11 protein-coding genes are annotated in these 15685 nt (G+C 73.3%); 6 read left to right on the top strand and 5 right to left on the bottom strand.

The annotated features are described in order from the left end of the window. Positions 1-306: 306 nt before the first annotated feature. Genes ACZ6CZ_RS07160 through ACZ6CZ_RS07150 form a run of 3 tightly spaced genes read left to right on the top strand, consistent with a single transcriptional unit; the run spans position 307 to position 4507 of the window. Positions 307-1512 carry a glycosyltransferase gene (locus ACZ6CZ_RS07160; protein ID WP_469016586.1) on the top strand — a complete coding sequence of 402 codons (1206 nt, stop codon included), beginning with the start codon at positions 307-309 and terminating at the stop codon, positions 1510-1512. Beyond that, on the top strand, positions 1509-3206 hold the full coding sequence (locus ACZ6CZ_RS07155) for a P-loop NTPase family protein (RefSeq protein ID WP_469015940.1): 1698 nt from the start codon (positions 1509-1511) through the stop codon (positions 3204-3206). Before ACZ6CZ_RS07160 ends, ACZ6CZ_RS07155 begins: the two co-directional genes overlap by 4 nt. Beyond that, a complete protein-coding gene (locus ACZ6CZ_RS07150; RefSeq protein ID WP_469015937.1) occupies positions 3203-4507 on the top strand; it encodes an MATE family efflux transporter in 1305 nt (434 codons plus the stop codon). Before ACZ6CZ_RS07155 ends, ACZ6CZ_RS07150 begins: the two co-directional genes overlap by 4 nt. A gap of 66 nt (positions 4508-4573) precedes the next feature. Here the strand turns inward: ACZ6CZ_RS07150 and ACZ6CZ_RS07145 are convergent, their stop codons facing one another. Then, entirely contained in the window at positions 4574-6118 is a 1545-nt protein-coding gene (locus tag ACZ6CZ_RS07145; protein ID WP_469015935.1) for a hypothetical protein, read from the bottom strand. A gap of 123 nt (positions 6119-6241) precedes the next feature. Here ACZ6CZ_RS07145 and ACZ6CZ_RS07140 point away from each other — a divergent pair, with 123 nt between their 5' ends. Both ACZ6CZ_RS07140 and ACZ6CZ_RS07135 read left to right on the top strand, forming a co-directional pair. Then, positions 6242-6781, top strand: a complete 540-nt coding sequence (locus tag ACZ6CZ_RS07140; protein WP_469015932.1) for a WcaF family extracellular polysaccharide biosynthesis acetyltransferase — start codon at positions 6242-6244, stop codon at positions 6779-6781. Then, positions 6778-7905: a glycosyltransferase gene (locus ACZ6CZ_RS07135; protein ID WP_469015930.1), complete on the top strand. Its 1128-nt coding sequence runs from the start codon at positions 6778-6780 to the stop codon at positions 7903-7905. The genes ACZ6CZ_RS07140 and ACZ6CZ_RS07135 overlap by 4 nt, the downstream gene beginning before the upstream one ends. On the opposite strand, the gene ACZ6CZ_RS07130 is transcribed toward ACZ6CZ_RS07135, so the two are convergent. The 3 genes from ACZ6CZ_RS07130 to gmd form a co-directional block, all read right to left on the bottom strand. Further along, positions 7872-8594, bottom strand: a complete 723-nt coding sequence (locus ACZ6CZ_RS07130) for a hypothetical protein (RefSeq protein ID WP_469015928.1) — start codon at positions 8592-8594, stop codon at positions 7872-7874. The genes ACZ6CZ_RS07135 and ACZ6CZ_RS07130 overlap by 34 nt on opposite strands. A 121-nt stretch (positions 8595-8715) precedes the next feature. Beyond that, entirely contained in the window at positions 8716-11439 is a 2724-nt protein-coding gene (locus ACZ6CZ_RS07125) for a LamG-like jellyroll fold domain-containing protein (RefSeq protein ID WP_469015925.1), read from the bottom strand. A gap of 166 nt (positions 11440-11605) precedes the next feature. Continuing rightward, positions 11606-12619 (bottom strand): GDP-mannose 4,6-dehydratase, encoded by a 1014-nt coding sequence (gene gmd / locus ACZ6CZ_RS07120; protein ID WP_469015922.1) that lies wholly within the window; start codon positions 12617-12619, stop codon positions 11606-11608. 152 nt (positions 12620-12771) lie between these two features. On the opposite strand from gmd, the gene ACZ6CZ_RS07115 reads away from it, so the two are divergent. Further along, a complete protein-coding gene (locus ACZ6CZ_RS07115) occupies positions 12772-13716 on the top strand; it encodes a GDP-L-fucose synthase family protein (RefSeq protein ID WP_469015920.1) in 945 nt (314 codons plus the stop codon). A gap of 71 nt (positions 13717-13787) precedes the next feature. Here ACZ6CZ_RS07115 and ACZ6CZ_RS07110 read toward each other — a convergent pair whose 3' ends face one another. After that, positions 13788-15263 carry an exopolysaccharide biosynthesis polyprenyl glycosylphosphotransferase gene (locus ACZ6CZ_RS07110; RefSeq protein WP_469015918.1) on the bottom strand — a complete coding sequence of 492 codons (1476 nt, stop codon included), beginning with the start codon at positions 15261-15263 and terminating at the stop codon, positions 13788-13790. Between the last annotated feature and the right edge of the window lie 422 nt (positions 15264-15685).

Here is a 15685-nt window from a genome sequence, read left to right as displayed (position 1 = left end):
CTTCCGGGCGCGGGACGGAATCCGGGGGGATTCCGGTGTCCGGGGGGCCGGACGCCCGTGGGGTGCACACAGACAGCGGAGGCCGCCCGAGGCGGCCGGGGGGAAAGGTTTCGTCGCATGACGCAGACCCAGAACGAGCCGGTTGGCGGGGAACGAACCGTGCCCGCCCGTGCGGACGCATCCGGGCATCGGCCGGAGACCACCGGACCGGACACGACCGGGACGGACACCTCCGGACCGGAGGCCGGTACCGGTGATCTCCGTGACGGCGGGTCCGGACCCGGCACGGCGCGGCGGCGGTTGCTGCTGGTGTCCACCAACTACGCGCCCGAGCACACCGGCATCGGGCCGTACGCCACCGGCATCGCCGAGCACTGGGCGAGCCGGGGCCACGACACGCACGTCCTGGCCGGGCTGCCCCACTACCCGTCCTGGCGTCTCGACCCCGCGTACCGGGGAGTGTGGCGGACCACCGAGCGGCGTGAAGGCGTCACCGTGCACCGTCGCCGGCACAGCGTCCCACCGCGGCAGAGCGCTCTGCGCCGGGCCGTGTTCGAGGGTTCGATACTGGCCCACGGCATGGTGGCGCCGCCCCGCACCGGACGGGTGGACGCCGTCCTCGCCCAGCTGCCCAGCCTCGCCGGCGGGGTGCTCGGCGCCCGGATCGCCGCCCGGCACGGTGTCCCGTACGTCCCGGTCGTCCAGGACCTCATGGGCGCCGCCGCCGCGCAGTCCGGCATCCAGGGCGGTGGCCGGGCCGCCGAGCTGGCCCAGCGCGCGGAGTCGTGGGTGCTGCGGCGCGCCGCCCTGGTCGGCGTGATCCACGAGACGTTCGTCGAGCGGGTGCGCGCGATGGGCGTGGACCCCGGCCGCATCCGCCTGGTGCCCAACTGGGCGCACGTGGAGCCGCCGTCGGCTCCCCGGGCCAGGACGCGCGAGCGGCTGGGCTGGGGACCCGAGCGGCCTGTGGTGCTGCACGCGGGCAACATGGGTCTCAAACAGGGCCTGGAGGTGCTGGTGGAGGCGGCGCGCCGCGACCCCGGCGTCCGGATCGTGCTGATGGGCGACGGCAGCCAGCGCGAGCATCTGGCCCGGCTGGCCGAGGGCGCGCCGAACCTGGAGTTCCTGCCGGCGGTGGCCGAGGGCGAGTTCCCCGACGTGCTGGCCGCGGCGGACGTGCTCGCCGTGACACAGCGTGCCTCCGTGCTGGACATGAGCGTCCCGTCGAAGCTCACCTCCTACTTCTCCACCGGCCGCCCCGTGGTCGCCTCCGTCGCCGCCGAGGGCGGCACCGCCCGCGAAGTCCTGCGCTCCGGTGCGGGCGTGCTGGTGGAACCGGAGAATCCTGATCAGTTCCTGTCAGCAGTGCGTAGACTCGCCGAAGATCCGTCGACCGCGGACGAGCTGGGCGCGGCGGGCCCGCGGCACGTGACGGCCCACCTGTCCCGGGAGGCGGGACTGGCGCGGATCGACGCGCTGATCGACGAGGTTGTGGGGGGTCCGGCCAGGTGAGCGACGCACATGTCCCCGTCCGAGGAGAGGACGAGCCGGAGCAGTTGCGCGAGCAGTTCCGCCAACTGCTGCGCTACCGCTGGCTGATCGGCGGCGGTGTCGCGGTCGGCCTGCTGGCGGGGGGCTGGCTGGGCGTCAACGGCGCCGACAGCTACGCGGCCACCACGGACATCGTGCTGCGCGCTCCCACCAGCGACCCCTTCGCGCCGACCCTGTCCGGTGACAAGGCGCTCAACATGGGGTCCGAGCGGCAGACGGCGCTCAGCCGCACGGTCGCCGAGGGAGCCGCGAAGCGCCTCGGGCTGCACGCGGCCGAGATCGACGGGCTCCAGCACGGTCTCCAGGTCACCAACCCGCCGCAGACCCTCGTGCTGCACTTCACCTACAGCGCCTCCGATCCGAAGCAGGCCGCCCGCCGGGCCAACGCCCTCACCCAGGCCTACATCGAGCTGCGCAAGGACCAGTGGGAGTCCGTGCGCGGGGCGATGCTGAAGAGCCTCCAGGACCAGCTGAATCCGGTCGCCAAGCAGAACGACGAACTCTCCGAGCGGATCAAGCAGTTGCCGGACGGTTCGGCCGCGGACTCCGCCTACGCCGTTCAGGCCAACCTGCTCAACCGCATCACCGATCTGCGCAGCAAGATCACCAGCCTGAAGGCGCTCGACATGACGCCGGGCAACGTCATCCGCAACGCCACCGTTCCCGGCGCCCCCGACGGGCCGGGCCTGCCGCTCTCGCTCGGTCTCGGCGGCCTCGCCGGTGTCGGCCTGGGCCTGCTCGGCGCCTGGGTCCGGCTGATCTTCGACCCCGCGCCCCGCTCGGCCGGGGACGTGGCCCGGGCGGTGCGCGGCCCGGTCCTCGGCAACCTGCCGCGCGGCTCCGCGGGCGCCCTGGTGGTCGGCAGCACCGACTCCCGCGCGTCCGAGGAGTACCGCTCGATCGCCTTCCGGCTCGCCTACGACGACCGGTTCGCCGACCGGCGCCGGCTGCTCGTCGTCGCGCCGCGCGGTGCGATGGAGTCCAGCGTGGCGGTCGCGGTCAACCTCGCCGCGGCCTTCGCCGAGACCGGCAAGAACGTGCTGCTGGTCGAGGCCGACCTGCGCTCGCCCTCGCTCTCCGGGCGGCTCGACGTGTCCGCCGCCTCCCGGCCCCGCTGGAGCCGTACCGCCGAGCAGCCCGGTGGCGGGTGGCCCGGCAGCGACCACCTCGTGGTCGACGCGGGCGAGTCCGGCACCTTCGGCCTGGTCCCGGGTGAGCGGGTGCCCAACGTGCCGCGCGCGCTGACCTCGACGCGGACCACGCAGCTGATCGCCGAGGCCGACGACCCCGACGCCACGGTGGTGGTCGTCGCCCCGCCCGTCCTCGCCTACGCCGACGCGCTCGCGCTCGTCGACCGGGTCGACGGGGTGCTCATCGTCTGCGACCCGCGCACCGTGCACCGCGCCGACCTGGTGCGCATCCGGGAACTCATCGTGGGCGCGGGCGGCACGGTGCTCGGCGCGGTGACGCACGCCGAGACGCACCGGCGCTCCGCGGTGCCCTCCGTCCGCCGGGAGAAGCGGCGCCACGGCGACGGCGGCCCGGCGGGACACCCCGCACCGCGCGCTCCCCGGCCCGAGCCCGCGCTCCACCACGACGACGGGGACGGCGGCGACACCGTCGCCCTGCGCACCGTTCGCTCGGGAGACCGGTGACGGCCTCGGCCGGACCGGCGCCCGCGCACGGCCCGGCGCGCCCGCCCCGACGTGTCACGGCGGTCCTCGCCTCCGTCCTCGACCAGGCGGCGTCCAGTCTGACCAACATCGCCGTGCTGGTGATCGCCGCCCGGGTCTCCACCGCGCACGGGTTCGCCACCTTCTCGATGGTCTACCTGACCTTCACCGTGCTGCTCGGCCTGAACATGGCGTACGTCGGGCAGACCGTCGTCCTCACTCGCGGCGACGCCGAGGTCACCGGTGCGGCCTGCCGGTCGTCGGTCTCCTTCACCGCGCTCGCCGCGACCGCCGCGGGCCTGGTGCTGGCCGCCGCGGGCACGCTCACCGCCGCGGTGAGCGGTGGCTGGGGCGGGCCGGGCGGTGGTTTCCTCGCCCTCGGGCTGGTCCTGCCGCCGGTGCTGATGCAGGACGGGCTGCGCTACGCCTTCTCCGCCCTGCGCCGGCCCGCTCTCGCTCTGGCGGCGGACACCCTGCGCCTGGTGTGTGTGGTGCCCACGCTGCTGGTGCAGCCGCGGCACAGCGCGCCGGGCGTGCTCGTCGCCGTGTGGGGGCTGTCCGCCCTGCCCGCGCTCCTGCTCGGCCTGCGCCTGCTGTGGCCGCACGTGCGCGGCGTCCGGGCCGATCTGCGGCCCTTCGTGCGCCGGGGGCATCTGGGCCGGCGGTTCGTGGTCGAGTTCGCCGTCGGCAACGCCTCCAGCCAGCTCGCCGTGCTGGGGCTCGGGCTGTTCGCCGCGCCGCTCGCGGTCGGTGCGCTGCGCGGTGCGACGACGCTCTTCGGGCCGCTCAACGTGCTGTTCAACTCCGTCAACGCGTTCGGCCCGCCGCTGCTGAACCGGCTCGGCGGGCGCCGCGCCACGGCCCGCGCGGCCGCCGTCCTCGGTGCCGTGCTGTGCGCGGTCGGTCTCGCCTGGGGCCTGGTGCTGCACGCCCTGCCCGACCACGCGGGACGGCAGCTCCTGGGAGCCACCTGGCACTCCGCGTCGGCGCTGCTGCCGGCCTCGGGTGCCCAGTACGCGGTGATGGGGATCGGGACCTGTGCGCTGGTGACCCTGCGGGTGCTGAGCCCCCGCGCCACCCTGTCGGTGCAGGTGGTGTTCTCGCTGCTGTCGGTCGTCCTCATGCTCGGCGGATACCTGCTCACCGGTACGGCCCTGGGCGCCGCCTGGGGACTGGCCGCGGGTTCCGCGCTCAAGGCGGCGGCGGCCTGGCTGCGCGTCGGCCGCCTGCCTGCCGGGGAACGGCCCCCGGCCGCGGCGGCCACGGCGGTCTCCCCGGGCTGAGGGAGGCCGGCGAGCCGCGTCGGCGGCCGGTGAGCGGCCGCCCGTGACCGGCCCCCGCCAAGGCGGTCAGCGCAGTCCGTCGGCCCGGTCCTGGCGGAACGTGGTGATCAGCGCGATGCAGCAGACCGCGATCGCCACCCGCCCGGACGCCTGGAGCAGGGGTCCGCGCAGCAGGATGAAGGAGTAGCCGGCGACCAGGGGCACGGTCAGCGCGATCAGACTGCCCGGCGGTGCGCGCCGCACCGCCCGGCGGGCGTAGCGACGGTCGACCCGTGCCGCCGCGTAGCCGAGGCCGACGAAACCGGCCGTCATGCCGACCGGGCCGAAGTCGGTCCACAGCTCAGCCCAGAGCGGCGAGGACAGGTTGGTGTTGGTCGCGCCCATCCACTGGCCGACCAGCACGCCGGTGTCCAGGGGCTTGCCCGGCCACACCGTCCGGGGAACCGCGAACAGCACCGAGCCCGCCAGCTGACGGCCGTAGGTGTGCCCGGGGCCCGACCGGACGTAGGTGATGGTGTTGGCGAACATGCCGACCTGGTCGTAGTCCTTGACCGTCAGCGGTTCCAGCGGTGAGGAGGTCTCCAGCGGGCGGTAGTTGGCGTCGTCGTACCGGAAGCGGTCCGCGAAGGGGAAGATGATCAGTGCCATCACCGCGCCCAGACTCAGCGCGACCCGGTAGAAGGCGGCGCTCACCGGGAACAGCGTGAACAGCAGCGAGAACAGGACGGTCAGGAACCAGAACCGCGGGTTGGAGATGGGGTTGTTGACGACGGCGTTGACCGCGGCCAGGGCCAGCCACGTGGCGATGACCGGCGCCGACCGGCGGGCCCGGCGCGACGTGACCAGCCAGCGCGTGTAGACGAGCCAGGCGATCAGGACGGGCACGGTGCCGAAGCCGCGGACGATGGCCTGGCCCGCCTGTGAGTCGGCCTGGGAGAGCCCCGCCTCCTGGACGCTGCTGATGATCTCCTGACGGCTGGTGAAGAACACCGCCGGGCCTCCCAGCTTCGCCACGAGGACGGCGGAGCCGGCGAACGCGAGCACGGTGAGCAGGTACAGCCGGCGCCGGTGCACCAGTGCGGGGCGCAGTCGCTCGTCCCTGACGCCGCCCGGCTTCTGGCGGGCGAGCAGCGAGCCGACGTCGAAGGCGGCACAGCCGATCAGGACGAGCGAGATCGCCTCGGTCAGATCGGTGCGCGCGCCGACCACGGGGGTGGGTGTGCGGCCCAGCACCGCCTGCGCCAGCGGGGCCACGCCCATCGCCATGTAGACGAACAGCCAGAACGAACCGGCCAGCAGCTTGCGGCGGTTGGTCAGGATCATCGCCGACAGCCGGGTGCCGGAGTACACCGTCAGTGCCAGCTGCATCCACAGCGCCGAGTCGTGCAGTCCGGCACCCGGCTGCACCAGCACCAGCAGCGGCAGGAACACGGAGAAGCCGAGCACCAGCGGCACCGACAGGGCCCGCGAGAGCAGGGTGCGCGGTGAGAACGCCGGCACCGACGCGGCCGTGGCGGTGCGTGGGGAGGGGGCCGTGGCAGCGCGCTGCGGCGAACCCGCCGGCGTCGTCCTGGACGCCGCCCGAGCGCTCCGGTCGGTCTGCTGCGTCATGGCGCCCCCGCCCCCGAGAAAGATCCCCGGCGCAGTCTACCGACCCGTGGCCTGCGGTGAACGGTCAGCTACTAGAGTGGGGCGAAGTGGCGTCCGGGGAGGCGCCTTTGGGGGGTGGGACCGATGCGGGATCTCCGGGCCTTCACGCTGGCCGGATACGACAAGGGGCGCGGCGTGCTCGTCCAGGCGCTCTGGTTCGCGGTGCTGAACACGGTGTTCATGGCGTGGTTCACCCCGGCGCGGCTGCGGACGGCGCTGCTGCGCGCCTTCGGGGCCCGGATCGGGACCGGGGTGCTCGTGCGGCACCGGGTGCGGGTGCTGTGGCCGTGGAAGCTGACGGTGGGCGACCACACCTGGATAGGTGAGGGGGCGTGGATCCTCAACCTCGAACCGGTCACGCTCGGCGCCCACGTGTGCGTCTCCCAGGAGGCGTTGCTGTGCACCGGCAGCCATGAGCACCGCGCGGCGGACTTCCGGTACCGCAACGCGCCGATCACCGTGGACGACGGGGCCTGGATCGCGGCCCGCGCCACGGTGCTGGCCGGGGTGAAGGTCGGGCGCTGCGCCGTCGTCGGCGCGGGGGCGGTCGTGCACCAGGACCTGCCCGCACTGACCCTGCACACCGCCGACAACCGGCGCCGCCCGGTCGAGGAGCCGGTGTGAGAGTGCTGCACGCGGTCACCCTGCACAGCACCACCCATGCCTTCGGCGGGCCGGTCCGGGTCGCCGTCAACCTCTGCCAGGGGCTGCGGGCGCGCGGACACGACGTCCGTCTCACCGCCCTCGCCGACGGCTTCCCCGAGCCGCTGCCCACGGAGGTCGAGGGCGTCCCGGCCCTGCTGCATCGGGCCCGCAGGGTGCTGCCGGTGGGCTTCAGCGGCCTCACCTCGCCCGGGCTCCTGGCCGGCGCCCACCGTCTGGTGCGGCAGGCCGACGTCGTCCACGTCCATCTCGCCCGCGACCTGGTGACCCTGCCGGTGGCGCTGGCGGCGCTGCGCGCCGGGCGGCCGCTGGTCCTGCAGACGCACGGCATGGTCGACCCGAGCGAGCGGCTGTCCGCCCGGCTGCTCGACGCGGTCGCGGTCCGCCGGGTGCTGCGGCGCGCCGGCGCCGTACTGCACCTGACCGGACGGGAGTTGAAGGACCTGCGCGCGGTGGTGGGCGGCGCGGAACTGGGGCAGGCGGTGCGTCTGGTCAACGGCGTGCCCGCGCAGCCGGAGGGCGTCCCGCCCACGGGTGCGCCGCGCATCCTGTTCGCGGCCCGTTTGCAGGCCCGCAAGCGCCCGGTCGACCTGGTGGAGGCGGCGCCCGCCGTCCTGGCCCGGCACCCGGACGCGAGCTTCGTGGTGGCCGGCCCCGACGAGGGCGAACTGGCCGCCGTACGGAGGCGGGTGGAGGAGCTGGGCCTCGCGGACCGGGTGAGCTGCCCGGGACCGCTCACCGGGACGCGCATGGCGGAGGAGCTGCGCCGCGCGCACGTCTATGTGCTGCCCTCGGTCGACGAGCCGTTCCCGATGTCGGTGCTTGAGGCGCTGGCCGTGGGCACCCCGGTCGTGGTGACCGGCTCCAACGGCCTGGCACGCGACGTGGAGCGGGCCGGGGCCGGCCGGGTCGTGAGCGGTCCGGCCGGCATCGCCCCGGCGGTGCTCGACCTGCTGGAGCCGTCCGCGCGCCGGACCGCGGCGGCGGCGGCCCGGCAACTGGCCGTCGGGACGTTCTCCATGGACGCGGTCCTGGACACGCTGCTCGGTGTCTACGAACGGGTCCGCGCGGGAAGCCAGGCGTAGCAGCCGGAGGAGACGAACGTGCGGGTGCCGGCCGGGATCCGCGCGGTCACCTTGCCCTTCTTGCCCGCGCCCGTGCCGGGTCCCGACGCCAGGACCTTGCCGTCGGCGCCGAGGGATTTCCAGGTGCAGCCTGCGGCGTGGGTGAGCGCCCGGTAGGTGCCCGGCCGCGGCTGCTTGCGCGTGCCGTCGGCGAAGCCGGTCGCGGCGGCGTCCAGCAGGGGGCGCTGTTTCGGGCACAGTTGGGTGATCGCGTCGCGGGCGCCCGGCACCTCCCCCGCGATGAGGGCGCCGACGGCCGCGTCCCGGTCGTGGGCCGCGGTGCGGGCCAGGCGCTGGCAGGATTCCTGGCCGAGCTGGAGGACGGCCGCCGGGTCCATGTTCACGGGCACCCGGCCGTGCAGGTACTTCTTCTCCTTGGTGGTGAACGAGCCGGTGGCCGGGGTGAGTTTCGGGTCCGGCAGCACCGGTCCCTCGGGCGTGGCGGACGGCGCGCCCGCGGGCTGGGGGTCGGCCTGGTCGTCGGGGACGGCGGCGGCCTGCTCGTCGGAGAGGGTGCGGTTCGCCCGCGGCTGGGCCCCGTCGTCGCCCGACGAGCCGCAGCCGGCGAGTGTGAGGAGCGCGGCGAGGGCGAGGGCGAGGGCACCGGTGACGGCGCCGGGCCTCGGGCGCCGGAGGGTCGGAGTGTGCATCAGGGCTCCTGCGGCCCCGGTGGGGGCCTCGGTACGGAAGCGGCCCGCACGGCGGCGGGTCCGGGTGGGACGCGGGGCGCCGGTGTGGACCGGCGCCCCGCGCGAGGGGAACGCGTGGTGTCTACGGCGCCCCGAAGGTGAGCACCAGTTGCGGGGTGTTCTCCGCGGCCGGTGCCTCACGGGACCACAGCCACAGGGCGTCCGTCCCGGTGCTGGTGAGCGCGACGTCGTAGGAGGCGCCGAGGGAGGCGGTCAGCGCCGAGGTGTCCAGTGACGCCGAGTACAGCGTCGACACGTCGGAGGCGCCGCTGAGGGTGCCGATGGCGGTGGAGGACACCGTGGGCCGGGTGGCGTAGGTGGTGCCCGCCTCCGTCCAGCTTCCGGTGACGGGCCGCACGGCGATGTCGTCCGTGCTGCCGGCACTGCTCAGCGTGGTGGTCTTCACCGCCAGCCGGGCGCTCTTGAGCACGGTACCGGCCGGCGCCGCCGGCAGGTCGAAGCGCAGGTACGTCTCGTACGCCGCGCTGCCGCGCACCGCCAGCGAGGTGGAGGTGCCGTAGGTGGTGCCGGTGGCGCCGGCGTTGACGTAGGTGTCGGCCGACGTCCGGACCGTCTGCACGCTGTCGGCCGGGGCCGAGGCCGCGGTGTAGTGGCTCTGCACCTGGGCCGCGCTCAGCACGGAGGGGTAGATGGCGGTCTCGTCGATCTGGCCGGCGAAGTAGCTGCTGGAGGGCTGGTTGGGCCATCCGTTGAGGTTGTCGCCGCCGACGTGCCAGTACCCGCTGTAGCTCTGGTTGTTGCTCTCGGCCAGGGTGCCGACCTGGCTGCCGTCCACGTAGAGCGCCATCCCGGAGGAGCCCTGGGTGGCGACGACGTGGTGCCAGGTGCCGTCGTTGTACCCGGTGGGTGTGGTGATGGTGCGGGTGGTGCCCGTCCAGACGCCGAAGACCAGGCGGCCGTCGTCGCGCATGTAGACGTGCTTGTCGTAGTTGCCGCTGGCGCGCGTGGTGTTGTCGCCGAACCCGACGAGCTTGCCGCCCCGGGTGGTGGTGGTCTTGAACCAGGTCTCGATGGAGTACTGGCCCGGCACCGTCGTGCGCTTGTCGCCGTAGACGATCTGGTCCGTGCCGTCGAGGCCGATGGCGGTGGACGGTCCCGTCACGGCGGCCGGGGTCTGGCGCAGCGAGGGCCCGTTGAGCTGGATACCGCTCTGGTCGCCGGGTGAGGTGTCGCCGACGAACGGGCTGGTGGAGTCGTCGTAGCGCCAGTACAGTCCGGCGCCGTCGGCGAGCACCTTCTCCGGGTACTTCTGGGCGGAGGTCGGCACCGTGACGGTGGCCGCGGCCGACAGGGCGGAGGTGTTGCCCGCGCCGTCGGTGGCGGTCACCCGGTAGCTGTAGGTGGTACCGGCGGTGACGTTCTTGTCGGTGAAGGACAGCTGCGGGCGCGCCCACTCGACGGAGTCCCCGTCGACCGTGTACACGGGCGTGGTACCGCCGTTGCGGTAGACCTTGTACGTCAGCCGGGTGTCGTCCGTGTCGAGGCTCGCGCGCCAGCGGACGTGCGCCTCGGCCGGTTTGACGGACTCGGCACTGGCGGACGGCACCGTGGGCGCCCCGGTGTCCGGGGTGGCCGCGAAGCGGGTGAGGCCCTGGGCCGCGGCGCCGTTGACGGTGGTGAACTCGCCGCCCACCCACATGTACGTGTTGCCGGTGGTGGCGGACACCACCATGGCGCGCGGTCCGATGCCCTCGCCGAGACCGTCGTTGGTGTCGGGGAACCAGCCCAGCTTGTTGGTGCCGGTGGTCGGCTCCGCGAGCAGGTGGTGGCGGCGCCCGTCCGGGTACTCGCCGACGCTGGAGCAGTCGTGGGCGTGCGAGGCGCTGTACAGCACGCCCTGGTAGGACCGCACGGCCTGGGTGGCGCCCAGGCAGGTGTCGCGCCACCGCTGGTTCAGGGTGGACAGGTCGAGTGCGATGCGCCCGTCGAAGACGCCGCCGCCGGTGCCCTCGTTGCCGGTGTAGAAGCCGGTGGCGTCGGTGTCGAGCGCCTTGACCACCGAGTTGTTCTCGATGAAGCCGGGATAGGTGCGGACGTTGGCGCCCGTGGTGGCGTCGACGACGGCCAGGGCGTGCGAGGTGGCGCCGTTGACGGTGAAGAAGTCGCCGCCGAGGATGACGTCGCTGCCGTCCGGGGTGACCGCGACGGCCCTGCCGGGTTCGTCGACGTCGGCCTGGAACGGCTTCACGGCCCCGCTGGTGGCGTCGACCGCCGCGTACCGCGCGCGTGCGCTGCCGCCGACGGTGGAGAAGTCACCGCCCAGGTAGACGGTGTCGTCGGTGACGGCGAGCGTCCGCACGGTAGCGGAGACGCTCGGGTGGAAGCCCGCCTTGGGTGTGCAGGTGGCGATGTCGATGGCGGCCAGGCTGCTGACCGGCATGCCGTTGACCGCGCCGAAGTAACCGCCCGCGTAGAGCGTCTTCTTGTCCGGCGAGACGGCGAGCGCCCGTACGGTCGCGGTGCCGCTGCCGATCGTGAAGGACAGCTTGCAGGAGGTGGGTGCGCCGGTCGCCGCGTCCAGCGCGGCGAAGTTCACCGCGTTCTGCGCGGTGCCGGCCGCCCCTGCGGGCGGGCGTACCTGGGAGAAGGTGCCGCCCGCGAAGACCGTGCCGCCCGCCTCCGCCAGGGCCCACACGATGCCGTTGGTCTGCCAGGTGGGCAGATCGTCGGCGGTGAAGGCGACGGGCGGGGTGAGCGCGGCGGCCGGCTGCGGCAGGGCCACCAGGCCCAGGCCGGCCGCGGTGGACAGGACGAGAGCAGTACTGAGCCCTCTGGATCTATGCATGAACCCCCCGGCTTCCGGACCCGCCCCGCGGGTCCTCTGCCTTGGACGCGCCCGCCGGATTCCCCAGAGTCCGACGGGCCGCACGAACGTGTTTGCCCGCGAACCATACGAGTACATGACACGGGATGGTGCGGACTTGACTCATCTGTCGCCAAAAAAGGTGTGTTCAGCGGTCAATGCGTATGGTGGCCCCCGCGAGCTGGGCCTCGACCTGCCGGATGTCGGCGTCCACCATGATCCGCGCCAGCTCCTCCACCAGGACGGTGGGTCGCCAGCCCAGGGTCGTGCGCGCCTTGGTGGCGTCGCCGATCAACGCGTCGACCTCGCTGGGGCGTTCGTACTTGGGGTCGTAGCGCACGTGCTCGTTCCAGTCGAGTCCGGCGTGGGTGAACGCGGTCTCCAGGAACTGCCGCACGGTGGCGGGAACTCCCGTGGCGACCACGTAGTCCGTCGGCTCGTCGTGCTGGAGCATCCGCCACATGGCCTCGACGTACTCGGGCGCGTATCCCCAGTCCCGGACCGCGTCCAGGTTGCCGAGGTAGAGACGGTCCTGGAGGCCGGCCCGGATGCGGGCCACCGCGCGGGTGATCTTACGGGTCACGAAGGTCTCGCCGCGCCGCGGGGACTCGTGGTTGAACAGGATGCCGTTGACCGCGAACATTCCGTACGCCTCGCGGTAGTTGACGGTGGTCCAGTACGCGAAGACCTTCGCCGCGCCGTACGGGCTGCGCGGGTGGAAGGGGGTGCCCTCGTTCTGCGGGGGCGGTGTGGCGCCGAACATCTCCGAGGACGACGCCTGGTAGATGCGGGTCTGCACCCCGCTGGCCCGGATCGCCTCCAGCAGCCGCAGCGTGCTCAGTCCGGTCACGTCCCCGGTGTACAGCGGCGCGTCGAAGGAGACCCGCACATGGGACTGGGCGCCGAGGTTGTACACCTCGTCCGGCTGGATGTCGCGCAGCAGGTTCACCAGCGCCACTCCGTCGGACAGGTCGGCGTGGTGCAGCACGAAACTGCGCTCGGCCTCCTGCGGGCCCTGGTAGATGTGGTCGATCCGCTCGGTGTTGAAGCTGGACGACCGCCGCACCAGGCCGTGCACCCGGTATCCCTTGGACAGCAGCAACTCCGCCAGGTACGAGCCGTCCTGTCCGGTCACCCCGGTGATCAGCGCGGTCTTGGTCATACGGTGTTTCCCCTCCCTGCCGGCCCCCCGAGGGACCGGAACCGTTCCGTGCGCCCCGCACACGGGGTTCTTATGTCGTGAAGTACCGGCAATTCAGCCGATCTTGGCGACATTGGCCTGCCGATCACGTGGCGCCTGGCATGATCCGGTCCATGACCGCATCGCTGCTGCCCGAACGTGCCCGTGTCTTCGTCGCCGGCCACCGGGGCCTCGTGGGCTCCGCCGTGGCCCGCCGGCTCACCGCCGACGGGCACGAGGTGCTCACCCGCACCCGTGCCGAACTGGATCTGCGCGACGCCGCGCGCACCGCCGCCGAACTGGCCGCGCTGCGCCCGGACGCCGTGGTCCTCGCCGCCGCGAAGGTCGGCGGGATCATGGCCAACAGCACCCAGCCGGTGCAGTTCCTGGAGGAGAACCTCCAGATCCAGCTGAGTGTGATAGCCGGGGCGCACGCCGCCGGGGTGGGGCGCCTGCTCTTCCTGGGGTCGTCGTGCATCTACCCCAAGCACGCCCCGCAGCCGATCACCGAGGACGCCCTGCTGACCGGGCCGCTGGAGCCCACCAACGAGGCGTACGCCCTCGCGAAGATCGCGGGCATCGTCCAGGTGCAGTCCTACCGGCGTCAGTACGGCGCGTCCTACATCAGCGCCATGCCCACCAACCTCTACGGTCCCGGTGACAACTTCGACCTGGAGACCTCGCACGTGCTGCCGGCCCTGATCCGCCGCTTCCACGAGGCCGCGGCGCAGGGGCGGGAGGAGGTCGTGCTGTGGGGCAGCGGCACCCCGCGCCGGGAGTTCCTGCACGTGGACGATCTCGCCGCGGCCTGTGCGGTGCTGCTGCGCCACTACGACGGCGACGAACCGGTCAACGTCGGCTGCGGCAGCGACCTCACCATCCGTGAACTGGCCGGGACGGTCGCCGACGTCACCGGCTTCACCGGCCGGATCTCCTGGGACACGACCCGGCCCGACGGCACCCCGCGCAAGCTGCTCGACATCTCCCGGCTGTCCGGTCTGGGCTGGAAGCCGGCGATCCCGCTCCGCGACGGCATCGCGGCCACCTACGCCCACTGGCGCAACTCGCTCGGGAGCTGATCGCCCCGCCCCGTCGGGTGACCCCGGCGCGCCGTGCGCGCCGGGGTGCCGTGCTGCCACGGGCGGGCGTCTCAGTACGCCCCGCGGCCGTCGACGACGGCGCGGAGCGTGCGGGCCATGACGTCGACGTCACTGGTGAACGACCAGTTGTCCACGTAGCTGAGGTCCAGCTGGACGGTCTCGTCCCAGGACAGGTCCGAGCGTCCCCCGATCTGCCACAGCCCGGTCATCCCGGGCCGCACGGACAGCCGCCGCCGCTCGACGGGCGTGTAACGGGCCACCTCGTCGGCGAGCGGAGGACGCGGACCTACCAGGGACATGTCACCCTTGAGAACGTTGATGAGCTGGGGCAGTTCGTCGAGCGAGGTGCGGCGCAGCAGGTGGCCCACCCGGGTGACCCGGGGGTCCCGGCGCATCTTGAACATCGGGCCGTCGTGCTCGTTCTCGTGCCTCAGCGCGGCCTTCTCCAGGTCGGCGCCCACCTTCATGGTGCGGAACTTCCACATCACGAACGGGCGCCCGGCCCGTCCGATGCGCTCGTGCAGGTAGAACACCGGCCCCGGCGAGGAGAGTTTGACGGCCGCCGCCACCAGCGCCAGCAGCGGGGCCAGCGCGATCAGCCCGGCCAGGGCCGCACCGCGGTCCAGGAGCTGCTTGAGCACGAGTTGCGCGCCGTGCCGGACGGGCGGGGCCACCCGCAGCAGCGACAGGCCGGCGGCGGACCGGGTCTCCAGGCGTTTGACCGACACCTCCACCAGGCCGGGCGCGACGAACATCTCCACCCCGGCGTCGTGCAGCCCCCAGGACAGCCGACGCAGCCGTTCCCCGGAGAGCGTGGCGCCCGGGACGACCAGCACCAGGTCGGCGCCTAGGCCGTGCACCGCGTCGACGACCGCTTCCGCGTCCTGGGACGCGGAGGCGGGCTCGGTGGCCGCCAGCTGCCCGCCGGTGCGGACACCCGAGGCCGGCCGGCCCTCGCCCACGGGCACCGCGCCGACGACCACGAACGGGTGGTCGGTGCGGGCGGCGAGGTGTGCGGTGACACCGTCGGTCGCGACGGGCTCCCCCACCACCAGCACCTTGATCACCGCCTGCGCCCGGCGGCGTACCAGGGACAGATGGCTGTGCACCAGCTTGCGGCACGCCAGGGTGAGCAAGAGCGCGGGCGTCAGCGCCGCCAGGCACAGCGGTGCCCGCAGCCGCACGCCCGTCGCGGCGTGCACCGCCGCGAGGACTCCGAGCAGGATGAACCAGTCGTGCAGCACCGGCAGGGTGCCCCGGCTCTCACCGAGGGTCCGGGCGGCGTAGCGGGAGCGGAACAGCTGGACGCCCGCCCAGGCGAGCGCGGCCACCACACCGCCGGTCACCGCCCACGGCTGGTCCAGGGCCCGGCAGGTCAGGGTCACCGGTACTCCCGCGCCCGCCAGGTCGACGATCAGCGAAGCGGGTAGGTACCAGCGGGATTTGCGTCCCCTCCACAGTGACGTCCGTCCGCGGGAGCGGACGTCGCGCGTTCGATCGGTCTCAACAGCCTGAACATCCCACATGTACCCCCCCAGGCACGTTCCGTGGCACGATGGGCCGGATGTAACGAACGTCCGTTCGTCGAACATGCGGCACGATGATGAACAGTACGGCAAACTTGTGCCCGCATGGCAGCGTTTACGCGAACGTCACCGACCGGTATCCGGGGATACGAACTCGCACGGCGGGTGCGCGAGTTGCGTCACGGCCACAGTCGTCCGGAATCGCGTACGCATGTCGAACATGCTGGCTACAGTGTGCGCCCTGGTGCGGATGGGGCCGCACCGCGCGAGGTGGGGGTACGTGGTGGGCGACAAGAACACGGCCGAGGCGACGGGCGGCGGCAGACCGGGGACGGGGGCGGACGATCTCGCGACCGGCGTCGCAACAGCGAACTCCGGTGAGCCGGGAGCCGGTTCACCCACGACCGATCCGGCGCGCCCGG

The organism is Streptomyces sp. NPDC041135, from assembly GCF_055592085.1.
Note: the sequence above shows the minus strand (reverse complement) of the source record. Positions and strands in the feature narration are given on the sequence as shown.

Coding starts and splice junctions, on each gene's coding strand:
- ACZ6CZ_RS07145 (WP_469015935.1), bottom strand. CDS start 6,118: ATGACGCAGCAGACCGACCGGAGCGCTCGGGCGGCGTCCAGGACGACG.
- ACZ6CZ_RS07140 (WP_469015932.1), top strand. CDS start 6,242: ATGCGGGATCTCCGGGCCTTCACGCTGGCCGGATACGACAAGGGGCGC.
- ACZ6CZ_RS07130 (WP_469015928.1), bottom strand. CDS start 8,594: ATGCACACTCCGACCCTCCGGCGCCCGAGGCCCGGCGCCGTCACCGGT.
- ACZ6CZ_RS07125 (WP_469015925.1), bottom strand. CDS start 11,439: ATGCATAGATCCAGAGGGCTCAGTACTGCTCTCGTCCTGTCCACCGCG.
- gmd (WP_469015922.1), bottom strand. CDS start 12,619: ATGACCAAGACCGCGCTGATCACCGGGGTGACCGGACAGGACGGCTCG.
- ACZ6CZ_RS07115 (WP_469015920.1), top strand. CDS start 12,772: ATGACCGCATCGCTGCTGCCCGAACGTGCCCGTGTCTTCGTCGCCGGC.
- ACZ6CZ_RS07110 (WP_469015918.1), bottom strand. CDS start 15,263: ATGTGGGATGTTCAGGCTGTTGAGACCGATCGAACGCGCGACGTCCGC.